This is a genomic window from Dinoroseobacter sp. PD6 (genome assembly GCF_028807315.1).
Lineage (GTDB): Bacteria > Pseudomonadota > Alphaproteobacteria > Rhodobacterales > Rhodobacteraceae > Dinoroseobacter > Dinoroseobacter shibae.
In genome coordinates, this window is record NZ_JARAMN010000008.1 from 142,995 (window position 1) to 163,337 (window position 20,343).

Annotated in this window: 19 protein-coding genes; 5 read left to right on the forward strand and 14 right to left on the reverse strand. The window is 65.9% G+C overall.

From position 1 onward, the window contains the following. The first annotated feature begins 143 nt into the window (after positions 1 to 143). The 3 genes from puuE to PVW48_RS14310 are packed head-to-tail and all read left to right on the forward strand — an operon-like array spanning position 144 to position 3,522. Complete coding sequence (puuE, locus tag PVW48_RS14300; protein WP_274581826.1) at positions 144 to 1,556, forward strand: allantoinase PuuE; 1,413 nt, start codon at positions 144 to 146, stop codon at positions 1,554 to 1,556. Further along, positions 1,553 to 2,047 (forward strand): ureidoglycolate lyase, encoded by a 495-nt coding sequence (locus tag PVW48_RS14305; protein WP_012179863.1) that lies wholly within the window; start codon positions 1,553 to 1,555, stop codon positions 2,045 to 2,047. The genes puuE and PVW48_RS14305 overlap by 4 nt, the downstream gene beginning before the upstream one ends. A gap of 50 nt (positions 2,048 to 2,097) precedes the next feature. Then, on the forward strand, positions 2,098 to 3,522 hold the full coding sequence (locus tag PVW48_RS14310) for a uracil-xanthine permease family protein (RefSeq protein ID WP_012179862.1): 1,425 nt from the start codon (positions 2,098 to 2,100) through the stop codon (positions 3,520 to 3,522). Between the two features lie 74 nt (positions 3,523 to 3,596). On the opposite strand, the gene PVW48_RS14315 is transcribed toward PVW48_RS14310, so the two are convergent. From PVW48_RS14315 to dnrE, 11 genes are all read right to left on the reverse strand, one after another. After that, complete coding sequence (locus PVW48_RS14315; protein WP_012179861.1) at positions 3,597 to 3,938, reverse strand: RidA family protein; 342 nt, start codon at positions 3,936 to 3,938, stop codon at positions 3,597 to 3,599. A 205-nt stretch (positions 3,939 to 4,143) separates the two neighbouring features. Then, positions 4,144 to 5,013 (reverse strand): bifunctional allantoicase/(S)-ureidoglycine aminohydrolase, encoded by an 870-nt coding sequence (locus PVW48_RS14320; RefSeq protein WP_274581827.1) that lies wholly within the window; start codon positions 5,011 to 5,013, stop codon positions 4,144 to 4,146. Positions 5,014 to 5,432: 419 nt separating this feature from the next. Next, positions 5,433 to 6,341: an FAD:protein FMN transferase gene (locus PVW48_RS14325; protein ID WP_274581828.1), complete on the reverse strand. Its 909-nt coding sequence runs from the start codon at positions 6,339 to 6,341 to the stop codon at positions 5,433 to 5,435. Positions 6,342 to 6,345: 4 nt separating this feature from the next. Next, positions 6,346 to 6,915 carry a nitrous oxide reductase accessory protein NosL gene (locus tag PVW48_RS14330; RefSeq protein ID WP_274581829.1) on the reverse strand — a complete coding sequence of 190 codons (570 nt, stop codon included), beginning with the start codon at positions 6,913 to 6,915 and terminating at the stop codon, positions 6,346 to 6,348. Beyond that, entirely contained in the window at positions 6,912 to 7,736 is an 825-nt protein-coding gene (locus tag PVW48_RS14335; protein ID WP_274581830.1) for an ABC transporter permease, read from the reverse strand. The genes PVW48_RS14330 and PVW48_RS14335 overlap by 4 nt, the downstream gene beginning before the upstream one ends. Beyond that, positions 7,733 to 8,629: an ABC transporter ATP-binding protein gene (locus tag PVW48_RS14340; RefSeq protein WP_274581831.1), complete on the reverse strand. Its 897-nt coding sequence runs from the start codon at positions 8,627 to 8,629 to the stop codon at positions 7,733 to 7,735. Before PVW48_RS14340 ends, PVW48_RS14335 begins: the two co-directional genes overlap by 4 nt. Next, the gene (locus PVW48_RS14345; protein ID WP_274581832.1) at positions 8,595 to 9,932 is read right to left on the reverse strand and encodes a nitrous oxide reductase family maturation protein NosD; all 1,338 of its coding nucleotides are present in this window, start codon (positions 9,930 to 9,932) and stop codon (positions 8,595 to 8,597) included. Before PVW48_RS14345 ends, PVW48_RS14340 begins: the two co-directional genes overlap by 35 nt. A gap of 2 nt (positions 9,933 to 9,934) precedes the next feature. After that, positions 9,935 to 11,878: a TAT-dependent nitrous-oxide reductase gene (gene nosZ / locus PVW48_RS14350; protein ID WP_012179854.1), complete on the reverse strand. Its 1,944-nt coding sequence runs from the start codon at positions 11,876 to 11,878 to the stop codon at positions 9,935 to 9,937. 11 nt (positions 11,879 to 11,889) lie between these two features. Next, positions 11,890 to 14,076, reverse strand: a complete 2,187-nt coding sequence (locus PVW48_RS14355; protein ID WP_274581833.1) for a NosR/NirI family protein — start codon at positions 14,074 to 14,076, stop codon at positions 11,890 to 11,892. Next, on the reverse strand, positions 14,073 to 14,732 hold the full coding sequence (locus PVW48_RS14360; RefSeq protein ID WP_274581834.1) for a hypothetical protein: 660 nt from the start codon (positions 14,730 to 14,732) through the stop codon (positions 14,073 to 14,075). The genes PVW48_RS14355 and PVW48_RS14360 overlap by 4 nt, the downstream gene beginning before the upstream one ends. Positions 14,733 to 14,744: 12 nt before the next feature. Then, complete coding sequence (gene dnrE / locus PVW48_RS14365; protein ID WP_274581835.1) at positions 14,745 to 15,428, reverse strand: Fnr/Crp family transcriptional regulator DnrE; 684 nt, start codon at positions 15,426 to 15,428, stop codon at positions 14,745 to 14,747. A 137-nt stretch (positions 15,429 to 15,565) separates the two neighbouring features. Here dnrE and hemA point away from each other — a divergent pair, with 137 nt between their 5' ends. After that, on the forward strand, positions 15,566 to 16,789 hold the full coding sequence (gene hemA, locus PVW48_RS14370; RefSeq protein ID WP_274581836.1) for a 5-aminolevulinate synthase: 1,224 nt from the start codon (positions 15,566 to 15,568) through the stop codon (positions 16,787 to 16,789). A gap of 79 nt (positions 16,790 to 16,868) precedes the next feature. Beyond that, positions 16,869 to 17,579: an Fnr/Crp family transcriptional regulator DnrD gene (dnrD, locus tag PVW48_RS14375; protein WP_012179849.1), complete on the forward strand. Its 711-nt coding sequence runs from the start codon at positions 16,869 to 16,871 to the stop codon at positions 17,577 to 17,579. Positions 17,580 to 17,591: 12 nt separating this feature from the next. On the opposite strand, the gene PVW48_RS14380 is transcribed toward dnrD, so the two are convergent. The 3 genes from PVW48_RS14380 to PVW48_RS14390 are packed head-to-tail and all read right to left on the reverse strand — an operon-like array spanning position 17,592 to position 20,343. Further along, a complete protein-coding gene (locus PVW48_RS14380; RefSeq protein ID WP_274581837.1) occupies positions 17,592 to 17,861 on the reverse strand; it encodes a cytochrome C oxidase subunit IV family protein in 270 nt (89 codons plus the stop codon). Beyond that, positions 17,858 to 18,412 carry a cytochrome c oxidase subunit 3 gene (locus PVW48_RS14385; protein WP_274581838.1) on the reverse strand — a complete coding sequence of 185 codons (555 nt, stop codon included), beginning with the start codon at positions 18,410 to 18,412 and terminating at the stop codon, positions 17,858 to 17,860. Before PVW48_RS14385 ends, PVW48_RS14380 begins: the two co-directional genes overlap by 4 nt. Beyond that, complete coding sequence (locus PVW48_RS14390; protein WP_274581839.1) at positions 18,409 to 20,343, reverse strand: nitric oxide reductase activation protein NorD; 1,935 nt, start codon at positions 20,341 to 20,343, stop codon at positions 18,409 to 18,411. Before PVW48_RS14390 ends, PVW48_RS14385 begins: the two co-directional genes overlap by 4 nt.

Sequence of the window (20,343 nt, forward strand, 5' to 3'; positions counted from 1 at the left end):
TCCCTTTCGTTGGGCCCAGTGTCTGACAGACTGGTCTGCGCGCTTCAAATCCGGATCGACAAGAGGCTGTATCAATTTTTTTTTGAAAAACAAAACGATTGTATTGCTATATTGCGTAGCGGCAACTTTTGAGGAATGTAAACGTGAACCGCTATCCCCGAGATTTGACAGGATATGGCGCGACCCCGCCGACCGTAACATGGCCCGGTGGGGCGAAGATCGCCGTTCAGATCGTGCTGAACTACGAAGAGGGGGGCGAAAACAACATCCTCCACGGGGATGCGGCGTCAGAGGCTTTCCTGTCCGAGATCACGGGGGCGGCCCCCTGGCCCGGGCAGCGTCACTGGAACATGGAATCGATCTATGAATACGGCGCGCGGGCCGGGTTCTGGCGTGTGCACCGGCTTCTGAAGGACCTGCCGGTCACCGTGTACGGCGTGGCCACCGCCCTGGCGCGGGCCCCGGCGCAGGTTGCCGCGATGAAGGCCAGCGGGTGGGAGATCGCCTCGCACGGGCTGAAATGGGTCGAGCACAAGGATATGGACCCCGAGCAAGAGCGGGCGCAGATCCGCGAGGCCATCCAGCTGCATACGGAAGTGACCGGCAGCGCGCCGCGCGGGTGGTATACCGGGCGCTGTTCCATGAACACGGTCGACCTGGCGGCCGAAGAGGCCGACCTGGCCTATATCGCGGACAGTTACGCCGATGATCTGCCCTACTGGATCCGCGCGGGCGGCAAGGACCAGCTCATCGTGCCCTATACGATGGATTGCAACGACATGCGCTTTGCGATCCAGGCGGGCTACACCAATGGCGACCAGTTCGAGAGCTATCTCAAAGACAGTTTCGACATGCTTTATGCCGAAGGAGAGGCCGGGCATCCGGCGATCCTGTCCATCGGTCTGCATTGCCGCCTGATCGGGCGGCCCGGGCGGGCCATGGCGCTGAAACGTGCGCTGGAGCATTTCCGCAAACACGAGGGCGTCTGGTTCGCCACGCGCGAACAGATCGCCGACCATTGGACGCAGCAACACCCCCCCGCCGCGCAGCGACGGCCCTCCGAGATGGATCGCGACAGCTTTGTGGCCGCGTTCGGCAGCATTTTCGAGCACAGCCCCTGGATCGCCGAAGGCGCCCACGCGCTGGAGCTTGGTCCGACCCATGACAATGCCGCCGGGGTGCACAACGCCCTGTGCCGGATTTTCCGCGGCGCGTCCGAAGCGCAACGGCTGAGCGTTCTGACCGCGCACCCGGATCTTGCGGGCAAACTGGCGGCGGCGGGCAAGCTCACCGCGGAAAGCACGGCGGAACAGGCGGGCGCGGGGCTCGACCTGCTGACCGATGCGGAGCGCGCGACATTCCAGAAGCTCAACGCGCAGTACGTGGCGCGGCACGGGTTTCCCTTCATCATCGCGGTCAAGGACAACACCAAGGCCACGATCCTCGACGCGTTCCACCGCCGTATCGAAAACGACCGGGAGACCGAGTTCGCCGAGGCCTGCCGCCAGGTGGAGCGTATCGCGGAACTGCGCCTGATCGAGAAGCTGGGCGCATGACACCCACCTTGAAAGCCGAACCGATCTCACAGGCGGCCATCGCGGGCCTGGCCGAGCTGATCGAAGCCGAGGGCGCGGCGGACAAGCTGATCAACCAGGGGCTTTGCGGGCGCTTCCATGATCGTGCCTCCCTCGACATCGCGGGGGACGCGGGCATCAGCGTCTTCAAGTCGGCGTCGTTCTCGCTGCCATACCGGATGGAGATGATGGAGCGTCACCCCCACGGCAGCCAGGCGTTCCTGCCGATGCAGGAGGGTACCTATCTCGTGGTGCTGGCCGAGGACAAGGCCGGCGCACCGCACAACCCGCGCGCCTTCATCGCCGGGCCGGGGCAGGGCGTGAACATCGGGCGCAATGTCTGGCACGGGGTCTTGTGCCCCTTGTCGGACACACCGCCCCAGGCGGCCCTGTTCATGGTTGTGGACCGCGTCACGGACGGGCCGAACCTGGAGGAGCACTGGTTCGACGAACCATACACCATCGAAAAATAAGAAATGCGCGGCTTTGGAGGGTCGCGCAGCATCAAAAGGGAGGGACACTCATGTCAGATGCAACCATTGGGACGCCGGAACAGCTCCGCGATCCCAATTACACACCGCCGCTTCACAAGGCGGTGCCCCTCGGGATCCAGCACGTGCTGGCCATGTTCGTGTCGAACGTGACGCCGGCGATCATCATCTGCGGCGCGGCCGGGTTCGGCTTCGGCTCGAACAGCCCCGATTTCCCGCAGATGATCTACATGATTCAGATGTCGATGTTCTTTGCGGGGGTTGCGACCCTGTTCCAGACCATCGGACTCGGCCCGGTGGGCGCGCGCTTGCCGATCGTTCAGGGCACGTCCTTTGCGTTCATTCCGATCATGATCCCGCTCGTTGCGGGCAAGGGTGTCGACGCTATCGCCGTTGTCATGGGCGGCGTTATCGTGGGCGGCCTGTTTCATGCCTGCCTGGGGCTTTTCATCGGCAAGATCCGCTTTGCCCTGCCGCCCCTGGTCACCGGCCTGGTGGTCACAATGATCGGTCTCGCCCTGGTCAAGGTCGGCATCCAGTATGCAGCCGGCGGCGTGCCTGCCATCGGGACGGAGCAGTACGGCTCGCTTCTCAACTGGACGATGGCGCTGGTGGTGATCTTCGTGACGCTGGGGCTCAAGTTCTTCGCCCGGGGCATGCTGTCGGTCTCGGCGGTGCTGATCGGGCTTCTGGCGGGTTATGTCTATGCCTTCACGCTGGGCGAGGTCAGCCTCGACAATGTCGCCCGCGCCGCCACCTTCGCCTTGCCGAACCCGTTCCATTTCGGGGTGGAGTTCACCGCTGCCGCGATCATCGGTTTCTGCCTGATGGCTTTCGTGTCAGCCGTGGAAACCGTCGGCGACGTGTCGGGCATCACCAAGGGCGGCGCGGGTCGCGAGGCGACCGACAAGGAGATCGAAGGGGCGACCTATGCCGACGGTGTCGGCTCAGCCATTTCGGGGGTCTTCGGCGCGCTGCCTAACACGTCCTTCAGCCAGAATGTGGGGCTGATCGCCATGACCGGCGTCATGAGCCGCCATGTCGTCACCATCGGTGCGCTGTTCCTGATCGCGGCGGGCGTGGTGCCCAAGGTGGGTGCGGTTGTCTCCTCGATCCCGATCGAAGTGCTGGGCGGCGGCGTGATCGTCATGTTCGGCATGGTCGTGGCGGCGGGTATCTCGATGCTGTCGGATGTGCGCTGGAATCGCCGCAACATGGTAATCTTCGCGATTTCCCTGTCGGTCGGTCTGGGCCTGCAGCAGGAGCCGGGCGCGCTTCAGCATCTGGAGGGCACGATCAAGGTCCTGCTGACCTCCGGGCTGCTGCCAGCGGCGCTGATCGCCATCGTCCTCAACCTCATCCTGCCGGACGAGCTGAGCGACGAGGCCACGGAGGAAGTCTCCGGCGGCATGGCCGGGCATGGTCACGGGGAGCTTGTGAAGGACGATCACGTCTGATCCCACCCCACGCACAGCAACGCAAAAGGCCCGGTCACATCGACCGGGCCTTTTCTGTTGCGGGTCGCGCGATGTCAGTCGTAAGCCGCGTCCACGATGAATTCGACTTTCAGTTCGGGCCGCGCGAGCTTTGCCTCACCACAGGCGCGGGCCGGCGCATGGCCCGTCGGAACCCAGGCGTTCCACACCTCGTTCAGACCGGCGAAATCCTTCATGTCGGCCAGCCAGATCGTGACACGCAGCATGTTCTCGCGCGACGATCCGGCCTTTTCCAGAAGGGCGTCGATCTTCTCGAGGCAGAGGCGGACCTGCTCCTGAACGGTCTCGCCCTCCGCGACCTGCCCGGTCAGGTAGGCCACGCCATTGTGCTTGACGATCTTCGAGGACCGTTCCCCGGTTTCGATGCGTTCGATCATGTCATCTTTCCCTTGATGGTATCTTGGTGTGTGTCGGTCGGGCGCGGCGTATCAAGAATGATCCCCGCCTGACAGTCAGAAGCCCGGCATACCGACCCGGATGCCAGACAAAAAAAAGCCCCGGGCCATGGAGACCGGGGCAATGCGCTGTGGCATGGGTCCGCGTTTTCAGGGGTCTGCCAAACGCACATCCACGGGCGGGCGTTTATTGCGCCGCCGTCCGAAACGGTGTTGGCATCCGCGCGCCGCCGGACAAGGCCGACACGTTCATGTGGCGGTTCACGTCCTTGTAGAGCAGGTACCGGAACCGGCCGGGACCGCCCGCATAGCATGCCTGAGGGCAGAAGGCGCGGAGCCACATGTAATCCCCCGCCTCGACTTCGACCCAATCGTTGTTGAGGTTGTAGACCGCCTTGCCTTCCAGAACATAGAGTCCGTGTTCCATCACATGGGTTTCCAGAAACGGAATGACGCCGCCGGGCTCGAAGGTCACGATGGTCACATGCATGTCGTGGCGCAGATCCGCAGGATCCACGAACCGGGTCGTCGCCCATTTGCCATCGGTGCCGGGCATCTCGGTGGGCGGGATGTCCTGTTCATTGGCGACAATCGGGTCGGGCAGGGGCAGTCCCGGCACCGCCTCATACGCCTTGCGCACCCAATGAAAGCGCAGCATGTCATCGCTCTTGTTGTGCAATGCCCAATCGGCGCCGGGCGGGATATAGGCATAACCGCCCTCCACCATCTCGTGCTCGGTGCCCGCGAGGGTCAGCGCCGCCGTGCCCTCGACCACGAACAGCACGCCCTCGGCGCCCGGGTCGAGCTCCGGCGTGTTCGAGCCTCCGCCCGGGGCGACTTCCATGATGTATTGCGAGAAGGTTTCGGCAAAGCCAGACAAGGGCCGCGCGATCACCCAGAGCCGTGTCTTGTCCCAGAAGGGCAGGAAACTCGTCACGATATCTCGCATCGTTCCCTTCGGAATGACGGCATACGCTTCGGTGAAGATCGCGCGATCCGTGAGCAGTTGTTCCTGTCCGGGATGGCCGCCGCGAGGGGCGAAATACTTCGGTGTCATATGCACTCCGCAAGTTGAGGACTCAGCCCGAGTATGGCGGTCGCGCTGACCGTCAAACACCCTCGAAAGCCCGACAACTCCCTTCGGGATAATTTGATAATTGCGAGAATTGCCTCGGGAAAACGGAAGGTTCTTGTCGGAGGCGACCTGGTTTCTGGCTTCTGCCTTGGGCGGATACCGCGCTTGGGCAAGCAGAGGCAGGCTCTGCGCCGCCCGAGAGCATCGGTAAAGGCGGGATAAGCATCAGGCGTGGTGTGCTCGGAGGGAACGAGACGATCCTGCCGGACCTGTGCTTGCACCGAGACCGGTCAGGTCACTTTGGAACGGCTTCCGCCCCCGGTGTCACGGCGATGCGGGCCGGGTTTCTCATGGCACGCGCGCTGGCCGTCCGTGGCGCTTTGGGATGATAACCCCGTCCCCTACGCGCGATGCGCAGCTTCCAGGCGCGTGTCCGGGAAGGCGTCGCAGAGCCCGATCACATCGGCGCGGGTGTCACAAAGGCACGCGGCGGTGGAGACCGCGTCAGCCAGGGCCGCCGATGACGACGAGACCGACAGGGCCGCCCAGGGCGATGCGGTGCTGCTGCCGGTCCGGGGATCGAGGATATGGCCCTGCACCCCATCGCCGCCGAAGGTCATGCCCAGAGGGGCCGAGGTCGCAAGGGCGCGCTGGGCGAGGCCAATGTCGCCGCCCGCCGCGAAGCGCACGGGCCAGGGGCCGCCGGTCCGCGGGTCGTGGCCGAGCGCGCGCAACTCGCCGGTGTCGATCAGGGTGTTGGTCAGGCCCCGGTCCGCAAGGAACGTCGCGACCCGGTCCGCCACATAGCCCTGCGCGATCCCGTTCAGGGTCAGCGCCGCGCCGGAAGGCAAGGAAATCGCGCGGGCCTCGAGGGTCACCTTGGGCCAGCCGGTCACCTCCAGCGCTGCGCGCCGAGCGGTGTTCGACAGTGGGCGGCCCGTTTGCGCGGCGGTGGCCAGCGCCCGCCAGAGTGGCTGAATCGTCGGGTCGAAACGCCCCGCGCTGGCGTGGTAGACCGCGCCCGCCAGCGACAGGCATTCCAAAAGCTCCGCCGGCGGGGCCTCCAGCCGACCCACGGCGTTGAGCCGGGAAAGCGCCGAGTCGGGCCGATAGAGGCTGAAGATATCTTCCAGGCGGGATATTTCCGCCAGGGCCGCGGCGGCGATCACGGGGGCCTCGGGATGGGCCAGCCGCAGTGAAACCTGCGTACCCAAGGCCCAACCGGTTTCCACGTGCAGGGGCGTTCGGGCGGCGGCGGGCCAGGCGCAGGCCGCGGCGGCGATGCTCAGAACTCTGCGACGGGTGAGCATGGGGTCATCCTTCATTGCGGTTGGACAGGGATTGCAGGCGACGGTCGAAATCCGCGTCGTCCTCGGTGTCGTCGCCGATCTGCACGGGGGCGATCACGGCGCTGTCGGGGATGTCGTCGAGCGCGACCAGGGTGCCGCCGCTCGCGGCCATGAAGGCCTGCGCGGCGGCGGTATCGGCGAAGGGCACGATCTCGGGTGCGCCCATGCCGCCGTCGCGCCGCGAGCCGATCACGAACTGCGCAGAGTCCAGCGCGATCCAGTTCTCGGCCCCCGGATCGGCCCAGTCCGCGCCCGGCGCGCCCATGTCATTGACCCAGACCGCGAGGATCCGGTGGGTCTGTTCGGGCAGGCGCATGTAGGCGACCGCGTCGCGAACCTGGCTGAAGAACAGCGGCGCGCCGGGCAGGCCTTCGAGATGGACCTGGGCCTTGGGACCTTCATGCTCCAGAAGGTTCATCTGGCAGAAATGGCCTGTCGCCTCGGGGGTCAGCGCCACGGGATCGACGATCTGCTGCTGCACGTCGTCCTTGCAGGCCGCCAGCGCGAGCAGGAACATAAGGGGCAGGGCTCTCATGGCGTCACCTTGCGGAAGGCCAGCCCGGCCAAGGCGGTCGCGCAGATCGGCCAGATCAGCACCGGTAGCAGCGATTGCCAGACGGGGATCGTGCCGGCCGCACCGCCGATCCCGCTGGCCGCGGCCATGGCGCCGGAGGCGGTCAGGTTGAACAGGCGAAAGGCATCCGCCGGGTTGGCCAGCAGGGCGTAGGGGAAAACGTCGGTGGTGAACCAGCCGCCACCATCGGCCACGATCGCGGCCAGCAGGGCGAGATCATAAAGCACCACCAGCCCGAGCCAGAGCCCGATCGCCAGCCCCGCCGCACCGGAGGGCCGCCGCGCCAGGGCCGAAAGGCCGTAGCCCGCCCCGAGGAAGGTCGCCCCCAGGAGTACCGAGGTCCAGGTCAGCCGCCACAACGCGGCCAGCCCCGCCCCGGCGTCGGGATCGCTGGCAAAGGCTATCGCGGCGGCCAGACCGTAGCCCACGACCACCGCGAGGGTCAGCACCGCGAGATGGGCCAGTAGCTTGCCCAGCAGAACCTCCTGCCGGGTGATCGGGTAGGTCAGCAGAAGCGGCAGCGTGCCCCGTTCCACCTCGCCGGCGATGGCATCGAAGCTCATCAGCAGCGCGAGAAGCGGCACGAGGTAGACTGAAAGCGAAGTCAGCGACGCCACCGTCACCGACAGCCGGTCGACCCCGAGCCCGCCGCTGGTGGGGGCGGACCCCACCGCGGCGAGGACCAGCGAGAACACCGCCATCAGGATCAGCGCGATCAGCACCCAGCGGTTGCGGATGGCGATGCGCAGTTCGGTTTTTGCCGTCGCGAGGATGCGTGTCATTCTCCGGTCCTCCGGCTGAAATGGCTGTAGAGGTCTTCGAGGCTGGGCGGCATCACCTCCAGCTCGGCGACCTTGGACCCCAGGGCGGCGATCTGGGCGAGCGTGGCGAGTTTCTCGTCCTGGCTGCAGGTGAGCTTCACGCCGGTGTCGAGCCGGATCGCATTGGGCAGGGCGGCGACGATGTCGCTGCCGTAGCCGTTATGGGGGGTGATGATCATGGTGACCGGCAGGTTCGCGCGGCGCCTGAGTTGCGGCAGGCTGCCATCGGTCATCAACTGACCCTCGGACAGGATCGCGATTCGGTCGGTGCGCGCCTCGACCTCGGTCAGCGCATGGGAAGACAGCAGGATCGCGGCACCCTCGGCGGCCAGCCCGTCCATCAGGTCGTAGAAATTGCGTCGTGACACCGGGTCCAGCCCGGAGGTCGGCTCGTCCAGCACCAGCAGTTTGGGCGAACCGATTAGGGCCTGGGCGAGGCCGACGCGCTGCCGCATGCCTTTGGAATAGGTGCCGATCCGGCGCTTGCCCGCATCCCCCAGACCGACCCGCGCCAGCAGTTCGCCCGCCTGCCGCGGATCGGCGCCGCGCAGGGACAGGTAGTGGCGCAACTGCTCCAGCCCGGTCAGCGCCGGGTGAAAGGCGACGTTTTCCGGCAGGTAGGCCACCTGCCGACGCGCCGCCGCCGAGCCGGGTGCGGCCCCGAGCACCGAGGCCTGCCCGGCGCTTGCATCGATCAGCCCGAGGACGATCTTGATCAGCGTGGACTTGCCCGCGCCATTATGGCCCAGCAGGGCGACACGCTCCCCGGCGGCGACCTCCAGCGATACATCGCGCAGGGCGGTTACGTCGCCGTACCGCTTAGTGAGCGTTGAAATTTTCAGGATCGAAGTCATCCTGGTCTCCTTCGTCCCAGCGTCCGGCGGCGGCGGCTTCGAGCGCCAGCAGCGCGTCCGGCACGGGAATGGTTACGGGCGTCATGGCCGGGTGGCTGTCGACGACACCGCCCGGCAAGGTTGCGGGAAAGGACGATTGCGACCAGCGCACGAGCTGCACCGCGGGCGCGCCCAGCAGGAGGGCCGCGGCCGGTTGCGACCACAGGATGTGATCCATCAGGTCGTTTGGCCGGAAGACGTTGTCGGCTGCGCCATCGCCGTTCAGGTCATAGGCAGGGTGATCGGACCAGTAGTTCCCGGCACCCTCATGGCTCCATTCCACGGTCTTGGTGCCGACATAGCGGACCTGCTCGCGGTTGCCGATGAACGCATTGCCGGTCAGCACGTTGCGCTCGGAGCCGGCGGTGAAGTGGATGCCGATGTCGCAGCCTTCGAACCGGTTGTCGTAGATCAGGTTCTTGTGGGCGTTATAGATGAACAGGCATTTTTCGGACCCGCCGCGCACCAGGTTGTTCGCCACGTCGGTGTTGTTGGAGAAGTTCAGCATCACGCCGTGGTTGCGGTCACCGAGGCTGAGATTGTCGCGCACCACCACGCGGTTGGAATACATGATCGCATAGCCCAGCCGATTGCCGATGCTGACATTGCCGATCACTTCGCTGTTATGGGTGTGCATGTAGTGTACCGCAAAGCGCAGGTCGCGGAAGATGTTGTTCCGGAACACGTTCTTCTTCGAGGTATTGGCGAAGATCCCGTCGCGCCCGTAGCGCACGGAGTTGCCCTCGACCACGGCGCCGGGACTGTTCCAGACATAGATGCCGTTGCCGCGATCGTTCAGGCGCGGCTGGAGGGTGCCGACGATCTCGTTATGGGCGACGAGGGCGTCATGGCCGCCGTGAATGTCGATGCCGTGCAGGTTTCCCAGCACGCGGTTATGGGTGATCACGGCGCGGTGGGCCTTGCGCAGGATCTTGATCCCGGCGTCGAGGTCCTTGCTGCTCATGCCGGAGCCGGTGACCGTCAGCCCGCGGATCGTAACGTCTTCTGCCGCGATCTCCACGGCGGTGCCCTGGCCGAGGCCGTCGATGATCGCCTCGCCTCCTTCGGCGGTCAGGGTGACGGGCACGTCGATCCGGAGTGCCCCGGGATAGCGTCCGGGGGCTAGGATGAGCACATCGCCGGGACTGGCCCCGGCGATGGCGGTTTGCAGGTCGCCCGGTGCCCCTGGCGCAAGCCGTCGCTCTGCCGCGGCCAGGGGCATCGACAGGGTCAGGAGCACGGCGAGCACCAGGAGACGGACCATGGTCAGGCGTCCCGCGGTTCGACGAACATCCGGCCGCGCATCTCCATGTGGAGCGCGTGGCAGAACCACTGGCAGTAGTACCAGTAGACGCCGGGCTGGGCGGCGGTGAAGGTCACCGATGCGGTCGCCTGGGGCCCGAGTTCCATCGCGACGCCGTGGTTGCCCATGGTGAAGCCGTGGGTCAGGTCGTCGATATCGTCGAGATTGGTGACCGTCACCGTCACCTCGTCGCCCTCGGTCACCGTGAAGGTTTCCAGCGAGAAGTTCGGTGCCTGGCTGGTCATGTAGACCCGGACCTTGTTGCCGTCGCGGATCACTTCCTCCTGCCAGTCATCGAGATCGATTCCATCGGCCTCGGCTTGCCGGCGGGTTTCGGCCCACATCGGGTCGTTCCGATCCCAGACCGAAACCGGGTTCACCTTGGAGGGATGGACGATGATGCTGTCATGGGGCTCGGCGAAGGTCGGGCCGTCATGGACCAGTGTCAGCTTGGTGTCGTCGATCACGAAGACCTGCTCGTTCTCGGGCTTGAGCGGGCCGACATTCAGGAAACGGTCCTTCGAGAACTTGTTCATCGTGATGTAGAACTTGTCCGATGCGTCGAGGGTTTCGCCCTCGGCGGTGGAGTTGTGGCCCGGCTGGTAATGCACATCCGTCTTGGACAGGATCGGGTTCACGTCGGCGCCGCCATAGGCCTCCACGGCCTTGGCGATGTCCCATTGCACCACCTGGCTGTCGAGGAAGAGCGTGGTATAGGCCCGGCCCTTCCCGTCAAAGCAGGTGTGAAGCGGGCCGAGGCCCAGCTCCGGCTCTGCCACGACTGCCGAGCGCGGATCGGCATCCTCTTCGAACAGCGCGTCGAGCTTGCGCACGTCGATCACCGAAACCGTGGGCGACAGCTTGCCGCCGATGCAAAGGTGCACCTTGTCCGGCGCCATGTTGCAGCCATGGGGGTTGTTGGGGATCGGGATGTAGCGGGTGTACTTCTTGTTCGATCCCTTGCGCCCGTCGATGACCTTGACGCCGTTCAACTCGATATAGTCGCCCTCGGCGATGCCCTTCTCGATCTCGGCGATGTTGAACACCACCACGTGGTCCATGTCGGATTCGGTCATGTCCGCGAGAGTCATGCCCATTTCCGAGTTGTAGGAGGTCGAGAAGGCGTACTTGCCCTCATAATCCGCATCGGTGTTGTCGAGGTTGCCGGTCACCATGACCTGCCAGGCGACGGTCATCTCATCGGCGTTCAGGGCGGTGTAGAAGTTGGTGTACTCCTCGGGCTTGTCCAGGATCTGGCCGTCATTGACGATCGGCACCTCGTCCTCGCCATTGGCGAACACGTAGTTGGTGCGCGGCCATTTCTGCGGACGCAGGCCGTGGATACCCTTGGCGTTCGGGATCTCGATGATCTTGTCGCATTTCATCACGTCGCAACGGATCCGGGCCACGCGGGTGTTGGCCTTGTCGTTCATGAACAGGAAGCGCCCGTCATACTTGCCTTCGGTGAAGGACATGTGGACGTGGTGCAGATCGCCGTTGCGCGGGAATTCCAGCCCGTTGGCAGCGAGGTACTTCTTGGTCTTCTCCGTCAGGCCCTCGGTCAGGATCTTCTTGGACTCGTTGGTGATGCCCCAGCCGGTGGCCGAGCAGATGTTGAAAACCGGGATCCGCATCAGCTCGCGCATGGAGGGCACGCCGATGATGCGCACCTCGCCGGTCTGGCCCGAGGACCAGAAGCCGTAATATTCGTCCAGCTGGCCCGGGGCCACGTGGGTGGACTCGGCGGCCGCGCTGGCCTTGGTGGTCGAGGCTGCGGTCGCCGCACCGAGGGCGCCGCCGGCAAGCATGGCCCGCCCGCCATAGGTTCCGGCCAGAGCCGCGCCTCCGGCGGTTGCGCCCAGAAGGCCTCTGCGGGAGATCCCGCCTTTGGGTGTCTTGTCAGTCATGGTCTGTCCCTTCATTCAGCTGGTTGAGGTGTCTTGACGTTTGGATGCCCGGTCAGGTCGCGCGGGGTCACGGAGCCCACCGATTGCCGGCGCTTGAGTTTCTTGATGACGACCGGGCAGGTCGTTTCGGATTGATAGAGCACCTGACAATGCAGGCAGTTCACGCATTCGTTCGGGTTGATCTCGCCAGTCGGGTGGATCGCCTGAACGGGGCATTCGTTGGCGCAGCTCTGGCAGGGATTGCCGCATTCGCGGTACCGCTTGAGCCAGTCGAACATGCGCAGCCGGGCCGGGATCGCCAGGGCCGCGCCCAGCGGGCACAGGTAGCGGCAGAAGAACCGCTCGACGAAGAGACCGGCTGCCAGCAAGGCCAGTGCATAAGCCACGAAGGGCCAGGCCCGCTGGAAATTCAGGATGATGGCGGTCTTGAAGGGCTCGACCTCGGCCAGGTGCTCGGCCTGCTCCAGGCTGGCGAGGCTGACGCCGAACAGGCCCAGGAAGATCATGTATTTGACTGGCCAGAGACGCTCGTGCAGGCCCCATGGCAACTCCCACTGGGGAATGCGGCAGGCGCGCGCGATCTTGTTGGTCAGCTCCTGCAAGGCGCCGAACGGGCAGAGCCAGCCGCAATAGGCCCCGCGCCCCCAGAATAGCAGGGCCGCGGCGACCGCGAACCACAGGATGAAGGTCAGCGGATCGAGCAGGAAGGCCTGCCAGCTGAAATCCGTGGTCAGCGCGCCGAAGAGCGCCATCAGGTTGACCACCGACAGCTGTGCATTGGCATACCAGCCGAGATAGACCAGCACGACGCTCAGGAACGTCATCCGGAACCAGAAGAACGCCCGCGCGTTGCGCGTCGCCATCCCCTGGAAGAAGAACACCAGCGTCAGCAGACCCAGCAGCCCGCCGGTCACTGCGATCTCGACCGTCTTGTCCGCCCAGATCCGTTTCCAAAGCGCCTGCTGCGCCGCGGCTTCGTCCTGTGCCAGCAGGTCGTTGACTGCGTTGGACGGCGCAGGCGCGGCTGGAGGTGTCACGGCGCGCAAGTAGCCCGCCGGCAACTGGTAGCCGAGGTCGAACGTGGTGAAGACCTTCTCGATCGGGCCAACCTCGCGCTGCACCAGCAGCTGGATGCGGAACGGCTCGGCAGGATCGAAGCCGCTGTCGGCCGGGATCTTGAACAGGTCGGCTTCCACGAAGACAGGGGCGCCCTCTGCCTCGACCGAGACGATGCGCTTGTGCATCCGATCGCGGAAGCGGACCGAGATCTCGTCCTGAATCAGTACGATCCGGTCGAAGATGCCGCCGCGCACATAGCCCGAGCCCTTGAAGCTGTAGAGCCCGCGGCCGAAGACCGCGATGGCGTGGTCGCCCGGTTCCAGCCAGTCGGCGACGTTGCGCGCCGTGGCCTCGCCCAGCAGCGACGCGGCGATGGCCGGGTGGGAGACGAGCGCGGTCTGCATTTCGATGAAAGTGGTTTCGGGCGGCAGGGTCAGGGCGCGTTCGGCGGCACGCGGATCGCCCATGGTGGCGAAGGCGGCGTTGATCTGGCCCACGTCCAACGACAGCCGTCGTAGGGTGCCGTCGCCTTCCAGGGTCATCCAGTCCGGCGCGGCAGGGGCGTCGAGATCCAGCTCGAAGGCGGGGCCGGTGTCGGGCGGGGGCGGGGCCAGCCCGCCGAGGCCAAGCGCGCGAGCCACCCGCAGGCCGGAGCGTACGATCGAGTCGTCGATCACCATCACCGTCACCGTCGCGCCCGAGATGATATCAAGCTCATGGGCCGTGCCGCCGGATTCCGCCTCGGCCACGAGGTCGAGCCCGGCATAGGCCTCGATCAGGGTACGCATCTCGGATTCGGGGATACCGATCAGCACGATGGGTTCGGAATGCTTGACCAGCCTGACCGCGCTGACCGTGGCATCCGGGGCGACCGCGACGAGTACGTCGATGGGCTTGCCCGAATACCCGGTGGTGGAGACGAAATCAGAGGTGATGAAAGCCCAGGCGGCGACCTCGCCATCCTTGAGGATTGGCGCTACGGGCACGTCCTCGCGGATGGGGCCGTAGCCCTCGGCACCGGGCACGAGGTCGGCTGCGGGGGTCTTGGCGAGGTATCTGGGCAGAACGGGGTCGGCCCATGCGGGCATCGCCAGGGTCAGCAGAAGGAGGAAATGGGCGATCCATCGTTGGGGGGTCATCGGGGCTCCTGACCGGGTTCGCCGCCGATGAGGACGAGGGACAGCCTTGCGCCGCGCGGCAGCATCGTCTGGTGCGCCTGCAGCATTGCCGCGTCGCCAGGGGCTTCGGGGCGGCATGTCACGTCGCTCGGCCCCGGAGGGGCGCGCGGCATGGGGATTCTGATTTGACTGGATTGACCGGACTGATCCGGGACGGACCAGTTCACGGGAACCAGGTGGTAAGGCGTAAGGCCAGGCGCGGTCGCATTCGACGCATGGGCGAGGTCCATCCCGCCGAGGCAGTGCTTGCACTGGATACAATGCCGCGCCGGATCGACCGGATTGCCATTGGCATCAATCCAGACGGTCTCGGACTCGTCGCCTGCGCACAGAACCATGGGGATGAGCCCACCGGTTCTGTCACCCCCGCCGGTGGCAAGCGCGCCATGGGCGGCCACCAGCGTGATGCAAAGCCAGAGCAGGCAGAGATTCAGTCCCTTGATCATGCGAAGAGGCTGCGGGAACGGCGAACGCGTCTCCTTGACTTTTGTTAAGTGGGGGCTGCGACCAAAAGACATGCCGCAGGTGCGGGTTTGGGGAAAAGGCCTGCGCAGGCCGTGTGCAGCAAGCGTCTGTGCAGAGCGGCGCCCGAGGGTTGCGACGAAAAGGCTCAGCATGCGCCTGCGACCTCAGCGGACACGGTTGTCGGCAAATTCGGCCAGACGCGCGACGTCCTCGATTCGGACCGAGGCGCGGGTGTTGACGACGCCTTGCGCGCGCAACTGGCGCAGGATGCGGCTGAGGCTTTCGGGCTTCAGGCCGAGCCTGCCTGCCACGAGTTCCTTTTCATAAGGCAGGCTCAGGGTGCAGGCGCCTTCGCGGACCGGTGCCAGGCTGACAAGAAATTCCGCGACGCGCTGCGCGCCGTTGCGGGCCACCAGGGTCTCCACCTGGGCAAAGAGGTTCGTGACATGATCGAAGGCCGATGACAGGAGAGCCTCGGCCACATCGGGGTCCTGCCGCATTCGGGCCAGGAGCGCGTCGGCGCGGATTTCCAGCACACGCCCGGGGGTGACCGCGTGGCAGCTCACCGGATGGCCCATATCACCCGACGGCAAGGGGTCCCCGAGGGTGTCGCCCCGGGTGAACACGCCGAACACCGCCTCCGTGCCGTTGGACGACAGGCGCGACAGTTTCAGCCACCCTTCGGTCACCAGGTAGATCGCCCGCGGCGGCTCGCCCTGAACGAACACGGGCTCACCGCGGTTCAGCGCGAGGGGCCGCGCGCCGGCGAGGATCTTGTCCGCGACGGTCTTGTCCATCCGGGTGAAAAACTTCGCCTGTTTTGCGATGGCGCTATCGTTCAAGGTCATGTCGCCGGTTCCAGTGCGCGCAAGGAGTCCTCGGGAACGCTTGGTCGCACCGAACGCGGCGCGATGTCTTGACGTTGGTTAAGGAACGGCGCGGAGTCCGGTTTTAGCCTTGGGGCAGACAGTTCCAGGAGGCCTCCATGCAGATCGACCGCTATATCGCCGACCGGCTCGCCCAACTTCGCGAAGAAGGCAATTATCGGGTCTTTGCCGATCTCGAGCGTCACAGGGGGGCGTTTCCCCGCGCCACGCGCCGCAGCGGTTCGGGCAGTGGTCCTGTCACCATCTGGTGCTCGAACGACTATCTCGGCATGGGCCAGCACCCCGATGTCCTGGCCGCGATGCACGGCGCGCTTGATCGGTCCGGCGCAGGCGCGGGCGGGACGCGCAATATCTCGGGCACGACCCATGACCATGTCGCGCTCGAAGCCGAGTTGGCGGACCTCCACGGCAAAGAGGCGGCGCTTCTGTTCACCTCGGGCTATGTTTCGAACTGGGCCGCGCTGGGCACCCTGGGCGCGATGTTGCCCGATTGTCTGATTCTCTCCGATGCGCTGAACCATGCCTCGATGATCGAGGGCATCCGCCATTCCCGCGCCGACCGGGTCATCTGGACCCATAACGACATGGCCGACCTGGAGGCCAAGCTGGCGGCCCAACCTCTTGAGCGGCCCAAGATCATCGCCTTCGAGAGCGTCTATTCCATGGATGGGGATATCGCCCCGATCGCCGAGATCTGCGACCTGGCCGACCGCTACAATGCCATGACCTATCTCGACGAGGTGCACGCGGTGGGTCTCTATGGTCCGCGGGGCGGTGGGGTGGCCGAGCGCGAAGGGCTGATGGACCGCATCACGGTGATCGAGGGTACGCTGGGCAAGGCCTTTGGCGTGGTCGGCGGCTATATCGCGGCGAGCGCGGACCTGTGCGATTTCGTGCGCTCCTTCGCGTCGGGTTTCATCTTCACCACCGCTCTGCCGCCCCATGTGGCGGCCGGGGCCTGCGCCTCTGTTCGGCATCTCAAGCAGAGCAGTATCGAGCGACGCATCCAGCAAGAGCGCGTGGCCGAGTTGCGTGCCCGGTTCGATGCGATCGGCCTGCCCCATGTGCCGAACCCCAGCCACATCATTCCGCTGATGGTGGGCGACCCGGTGAAGTGCAAGTTCATCTCGGACACGCTGCTGGACGAGTTCGGCATCTATATCCAGCCGATCAATTATCCGACCGTGCCCAAGGGGACCGAGCGGTTGCGCATTACCCCGTCGCCGGTCCACGACCCGGCGGATCTCGACCGTTTGTGCACTGCGCTCGAAACGCTGTGGACCCGGTGCCAGCTCGCCCGGATGCCCCGCGCGGCCCAGTAGGGCCGCAGCGCAAAGATGACTCGTTCATGCGACGATTAAGCATGTAGCTTTGAGCGCTGCGTGCTGCGCAAGTAGGGCCATGGCTTTATCGCATCTCAATACGGCAAAAGCGAGTTTGCTGCTGTCGAACTGCCCGGACGAGGTGGCCACGAAGATCCTCAAAAGGTCTTCGGTCAAACGCTATGACCGCGGCCAGGTGCTGTTTTCCCACGGCGAGGACGCGCACTCGGTCTATATCGTGATCGACGGCTGGGTGAAGCTGTATCGAATCACCCCCAATGGCAGCGAGGCGGTGGTCGGAGTCTTCACCCGGGGGCATAGTTTCGGCGAGGCGGTGGCGCTGCGCAACGATACCTATCCGGTCGCGGCCGAGGCTGCCACGGATGTGCGTGTGGTGCAGGTGCCATCGGCCGAGGTGCTCAATGTCATGCGCTCCCATCCGGAGGTCTGCATCGCCATCCTGTCCTCGACCTTTGCGCATCTGCACGCGCTTGTAGCGGAGGTGGAGCAGCTCAAGGCCCGCTCCGGAGCGCAGCGCGTCGCGCAGTTCCTGTTGTCGCTCGTGACCTGCGATGAAGGGAGCTGCCGCGTGATGCTGCCCTATGACAAGATCCTGATCGCGGGGCGCATCGGGATGAAGCCCGAAAGCCTCAGCCGCGCCTTTGCGCGCCTCAAGTCCCAGGGCGTCACGATCAAGCAGAACCATGCGGAGATCGCCTGCATCGACACCCTGCGCGACTTCGCCGACGAAGACGGCACGGGCGAGGTGCCACGCCAGCGCATGATGTAGCGCCGGCGAGCGTCAGCCAACCATGTAGAGCCCGGCCAGAAGCAGCCCGGCAAACACCAGGCAGGTGACACCGCCCCGCCGCCAGCTGGGCGCGCCACGCAGGCCGAGATAATCCAGCAGGATGATGCGCGCCTTGGCGATCGCAACCGCGAGGATCGCCAGCCCCGCATACTGCGGTCGCAGCCAGGACACCGCGTCCTGCGACAGGACCGTGCCCAGCACCGTCAACGCCAGTAGCGCGCCCCAGGCCCGGAGGCTCACGATATGCGGCGCCGCTCTCATGCCATCAGGTAGATCACGGGAAAGAGCAGCACCCAGACCAGGTCCACCATGTGCCAGAACGCTGTCGCCGCCTCGACCGGGGCCGGACGCGGGCGCCAGGCCACCAGGGCCAGGACGAGAACACCCGCGACCACATGGGCGGCGTGAAACCCGGTGAGCAGGAAGTAGAAAGTGAAGAAGGCGTGGGTGTCGGTCGACAGCCCCAGCGCCGCGAGATCCGCGAACTCGCTGCCCTTTATCACGAGAAAGACCAGCCCGAGCGTCCCGGCCGCCGCAAGCCAGCCGCGCGTGGCCGCCGTCCGTCCAGCCGTACAGGCCTGCGTTGCCAGCGCCGCGAAAAGCCCGCTGGTGACCAGAACGACCGTATTGATGCCCGCCCGGACGGGGTGCAGGGCCTCCTGTGCGGTGGCGAACCCGCCGGGATCCGTGATCCGGACCCCGAGAAAGGCCGCAAGTCCCGCGCCGAACACCAGAAGCTCGCTGACCACGAGCACCCAGATCATCAGGCCACCCGGCAGCTCGTCGAAAGGGTCCCGCGATGTGTCGCTCATGCGCCGATCAGTTGACGATAGATCGCGGGCAGCGCCTGGATCAGGCGGTTGGGATCGGGCACGACCGAGAAGCCGCCCGCGCCAAACATCCGGGTGAAACTGGCCTTCGAGCGGCTGTCGATGGTGATGGCGAAGACCGCGTGGCCCTGTCGGCGTGCTTCGCGCACGGCCATGCGGGTGTCCTCGACCCCGTGACGCCCCTCGTAATGGTCGAGGTCGTTGGGTTTGCCATCGGTGATTACCAGCAGCAGGCGCCGTTTGCGTGCCTGTCGCGCAAGCCCGGCGGAGGCATGGCGGATCGCCGCCCCCATCCGCGTGTAGAAGCCGGGGCGCAGGCTGGCGATGCGCGCTTCGACCCCGGTGTTCATCGGCGTGCCGAAGCCCTTGCAACGGGTCAGGTAGACACGGTCCCGTCGCAAGGACGAGAACGCATCGATGGCGAACTCATCGCCGCAGGCCTGCAGGCCCCAGGCCAGTGCTGTCAGGGCCTCCCGTTCGATATCGATCACCTGGCGGCCCGCCACGGCACTTTCGGTGGAGCGGGACACGTCCAGCAGGATCGAAACCGCAAGGTCGCGCGCCTGCGGGCGGGTCTGACGCCAGATGCGTTCGCTTCCGGCCCCGCGGGTGACGAGATCCACCTGCGCGCGAACGCAGGCCTCCATGTCCAGCTCCTCGCCCTCGGGTTGGCCGGGCAGGACCACGCGGCCGGGGCGCAAGGCCTCGAACTGGCGGCGCACGGCCTCGATCCGGCGGTGGGCATCGGGGGCGCGCAGGGCGTCGGTCTGGACCGGGTCGGCCCAGCTGGCCAGCACGCGCGCGTGGTGCGGCAGGTAGCTGCCGCTGCGCGCCTCCCATTCCGGGTAGGTCAGGACATCCGACAGCGCCTCGCGGTCGGCATCCTCGGGCGCAAGGTCCAGGTGCAGTTTCAACTTCGTGGCCGGCGCCTTGGAAATCTGCCCCAGCCCGATCTCGTCGAGATCGTCCGCGGCCTTCTTGGCGTCGTCATTGTCGTCGTCATCCACGCGGCGGTTGAGGTTGAGGAACTCGGCAAAGCTGAGGATCGCCTCGAACTTGTGCAGGATCAGGCTGTCCTGACGCTCTGCCTGTTCGGATTTGCGCCGCCGGGCGCGGTGGGTTTTCTCGCTGCCTTCCTCGGCGGGGCCGTCCGTGTCGCGGGTCTCGACCTCGCTGCGGGCACTGAAGGCGACCGGGCGCAGATCGGGCCAGAGCGGCACCGGCCTGTGCGGGCGATACCGTCGCGCGGCGGGCGGCAGGGTGTCGAGCGGTGCGCCCTCGAGCACCGCGTCGATCTCGGCGGCCAGCCCTTGCAGCGGGGCCGGGTGGCCGAGCAGGCGCCGGATGACCGCTTCTGTGGCGGCCTCCTGCGGGGGCAGGCTGTGATCGCGGCGCATCTGCAGCGCGGCTTCGGCCAGGGTGCCGAAGAGCGGTACCAGGCCCGGGCATTCCGCGCAAGCCGCGGTCAGCATGGTCTTGGCGGCCTGCAGCCCCGCGATGTCGTCGTGAAACGGGTCCTCGGGGACGACCGGGTCCGGCGCATGGGCCGCGGCCGCCGTCAGCCAGAGATAGAGCGCCGCATTGGCCTCCCGCATCGGAAACACCGCCAGCCGCTCGGGCAGGCGCAAAGCTTCGCCATCGAAACTGGCGCGCGCATGGCGCTCGGTCTCGGTGCCCAGCCGACGCCGCCAACTGAGCCTGTGGCCCACTGCCTCGTCGGCTGCGGCGCGGAACTCGACGGCTGGATCGCCGCCAAGTCCACGGAAAAAAACGGCCAGACGCCCTGATATCTCCGTCAGTTCAACGGCCGCGTCCGAGAAAATCTCGGGCGCATCAAGACGACTGGCCAGAGCGTGCCACAGCTTCCCGACGGTTTCTTCGGGTTCCCATGGCTCGATCTCGATCTTGCTCAT

Bases quoted from the DNA above. Each gene is read 5' to 3' on its own strand.
- PVW48_RS14315 (WP_012179861.1), bottom strand. From the start codon at position 3,938: ATGATCGAACGCATCGAAACCGGGGAACGGTCCTCGAAGATCGTCAAG.
- PVW48_RS14385 (WP_274581838.1), bottom strand. From the start codon at position 18,412: ATGAGCGACACATCGCGGGACCCTTTCGACGAGCTGCCGGGTGGCCTG.
- nosZ (WP_012179854.1), bottom strand. From the start codon at position 11,878: ATGACTGACAAGACACCCAAAGGCGGGATCTCCCGCAGAGGCCTTCTG.
- PVW48_RS14345 (WP_274581832.1), bottom strand. From the start codon at position 9,932: ATGGTCCGTCTCCTGGTGCTCGCCGTGCTCCTGACCCTGTCGATGCCC.
- dnrE (WP_274581835.1), bottom strand. From the start codon at position 15,428: ATGACCTTGAACGATAGCGCCATCGCAAAACAGGCGAAGTTTTTCACC.
- PVW48_RS14335 (WP_274581830.1), bottom strand. From the start codon at position 7,736: ATGACACGCATCCTCGCGACGGCAAAAACCGAACTGCGCATCGCCATC.
- hemA (WP_274581836.1), top strand. From the start codon at position 15,566: ATGCAGATCGACCGCTATATCGCCGACCGGCTCGCCCAACTTCGCGAA.
- PVW48_RS14305 (WP_012179863.1), top strand. From the start codon at position 1,553: ATGACACCCACCTTGAAAGCCGAACCGATCTCACAGGCGGCCATCGCG.
- PVW48_RS14360 (WP_274581834.1), bottom strand. From the start codon at position 14,732: ATGCTGAGCCTTTTCGTCGCAACCCTCGGGCGCCGCTCTGCACAGACG.
- PVW48_RS14390 (WP_274581839.1), bottom strand. From the start codon at position 20,343: ATGAGCAAGATCGAGATCGAGCCATGGGAACCCGAAGAAACCGTCGGG.
- PVW48_RS14355 (WP_274581833.1), bottom strand. From the start codon at position 14,076: ATGACCCCCCAACGATGGATCGCCCATTTCCTCCTTCTGCTGACCCTG.
- PVW48_RS14340 (WP_274581831.1), bottom strand. From the start codon at position 8,629: ATGACTTCGATCCTGAAAATTTCAACGCTCACTAAGCGGTACGGCGAC.
- PVW48_RS14380 (WP_274581837.1), bottom strand. From the start codon at position 17,861: ATGAGAGCGGCGCCGCATATCGTGAGCCTCCGGGCCTGGGGCGCGCTA.
- PVW48_RS14330 (WP_274581829.1), bottom strand. From the start codon at position 6,915: ATGAGAGCCCTGCCCCTTATGTTCCTGCTCGCGCTGGCGGCCTGCAAG.
- PVW48_RS14310 (WP_012179862.1), top strand. From the start codon at position 2,098: ATGTCAGATGCAACCATTGGGACGCCGGAACAGCTCCGCGATCCCAAT.
- PVW48_RS14325 (WP_274581828.1), bottom strand. From the start codon at position 6,341: ATGCTCACCCGTCGCAGAGTTCTGAGCATCGCCGCCGCGGCCTGCGCC.
- dnrD (WP_012179849.1), top strand. From the start codon at position 16,869: ATGGCTTTATCGCATCTCAATACGGCAAAAGCGAGTTTGCTGCTGTCG.
- PVW48_RS14320 (WP_274581827.1), bottom strand. From the start codon at position 5,013: ATGACACCGAAGTATTTCGCCCCTCGCGGCGGCCATCCCGGACAGGAA.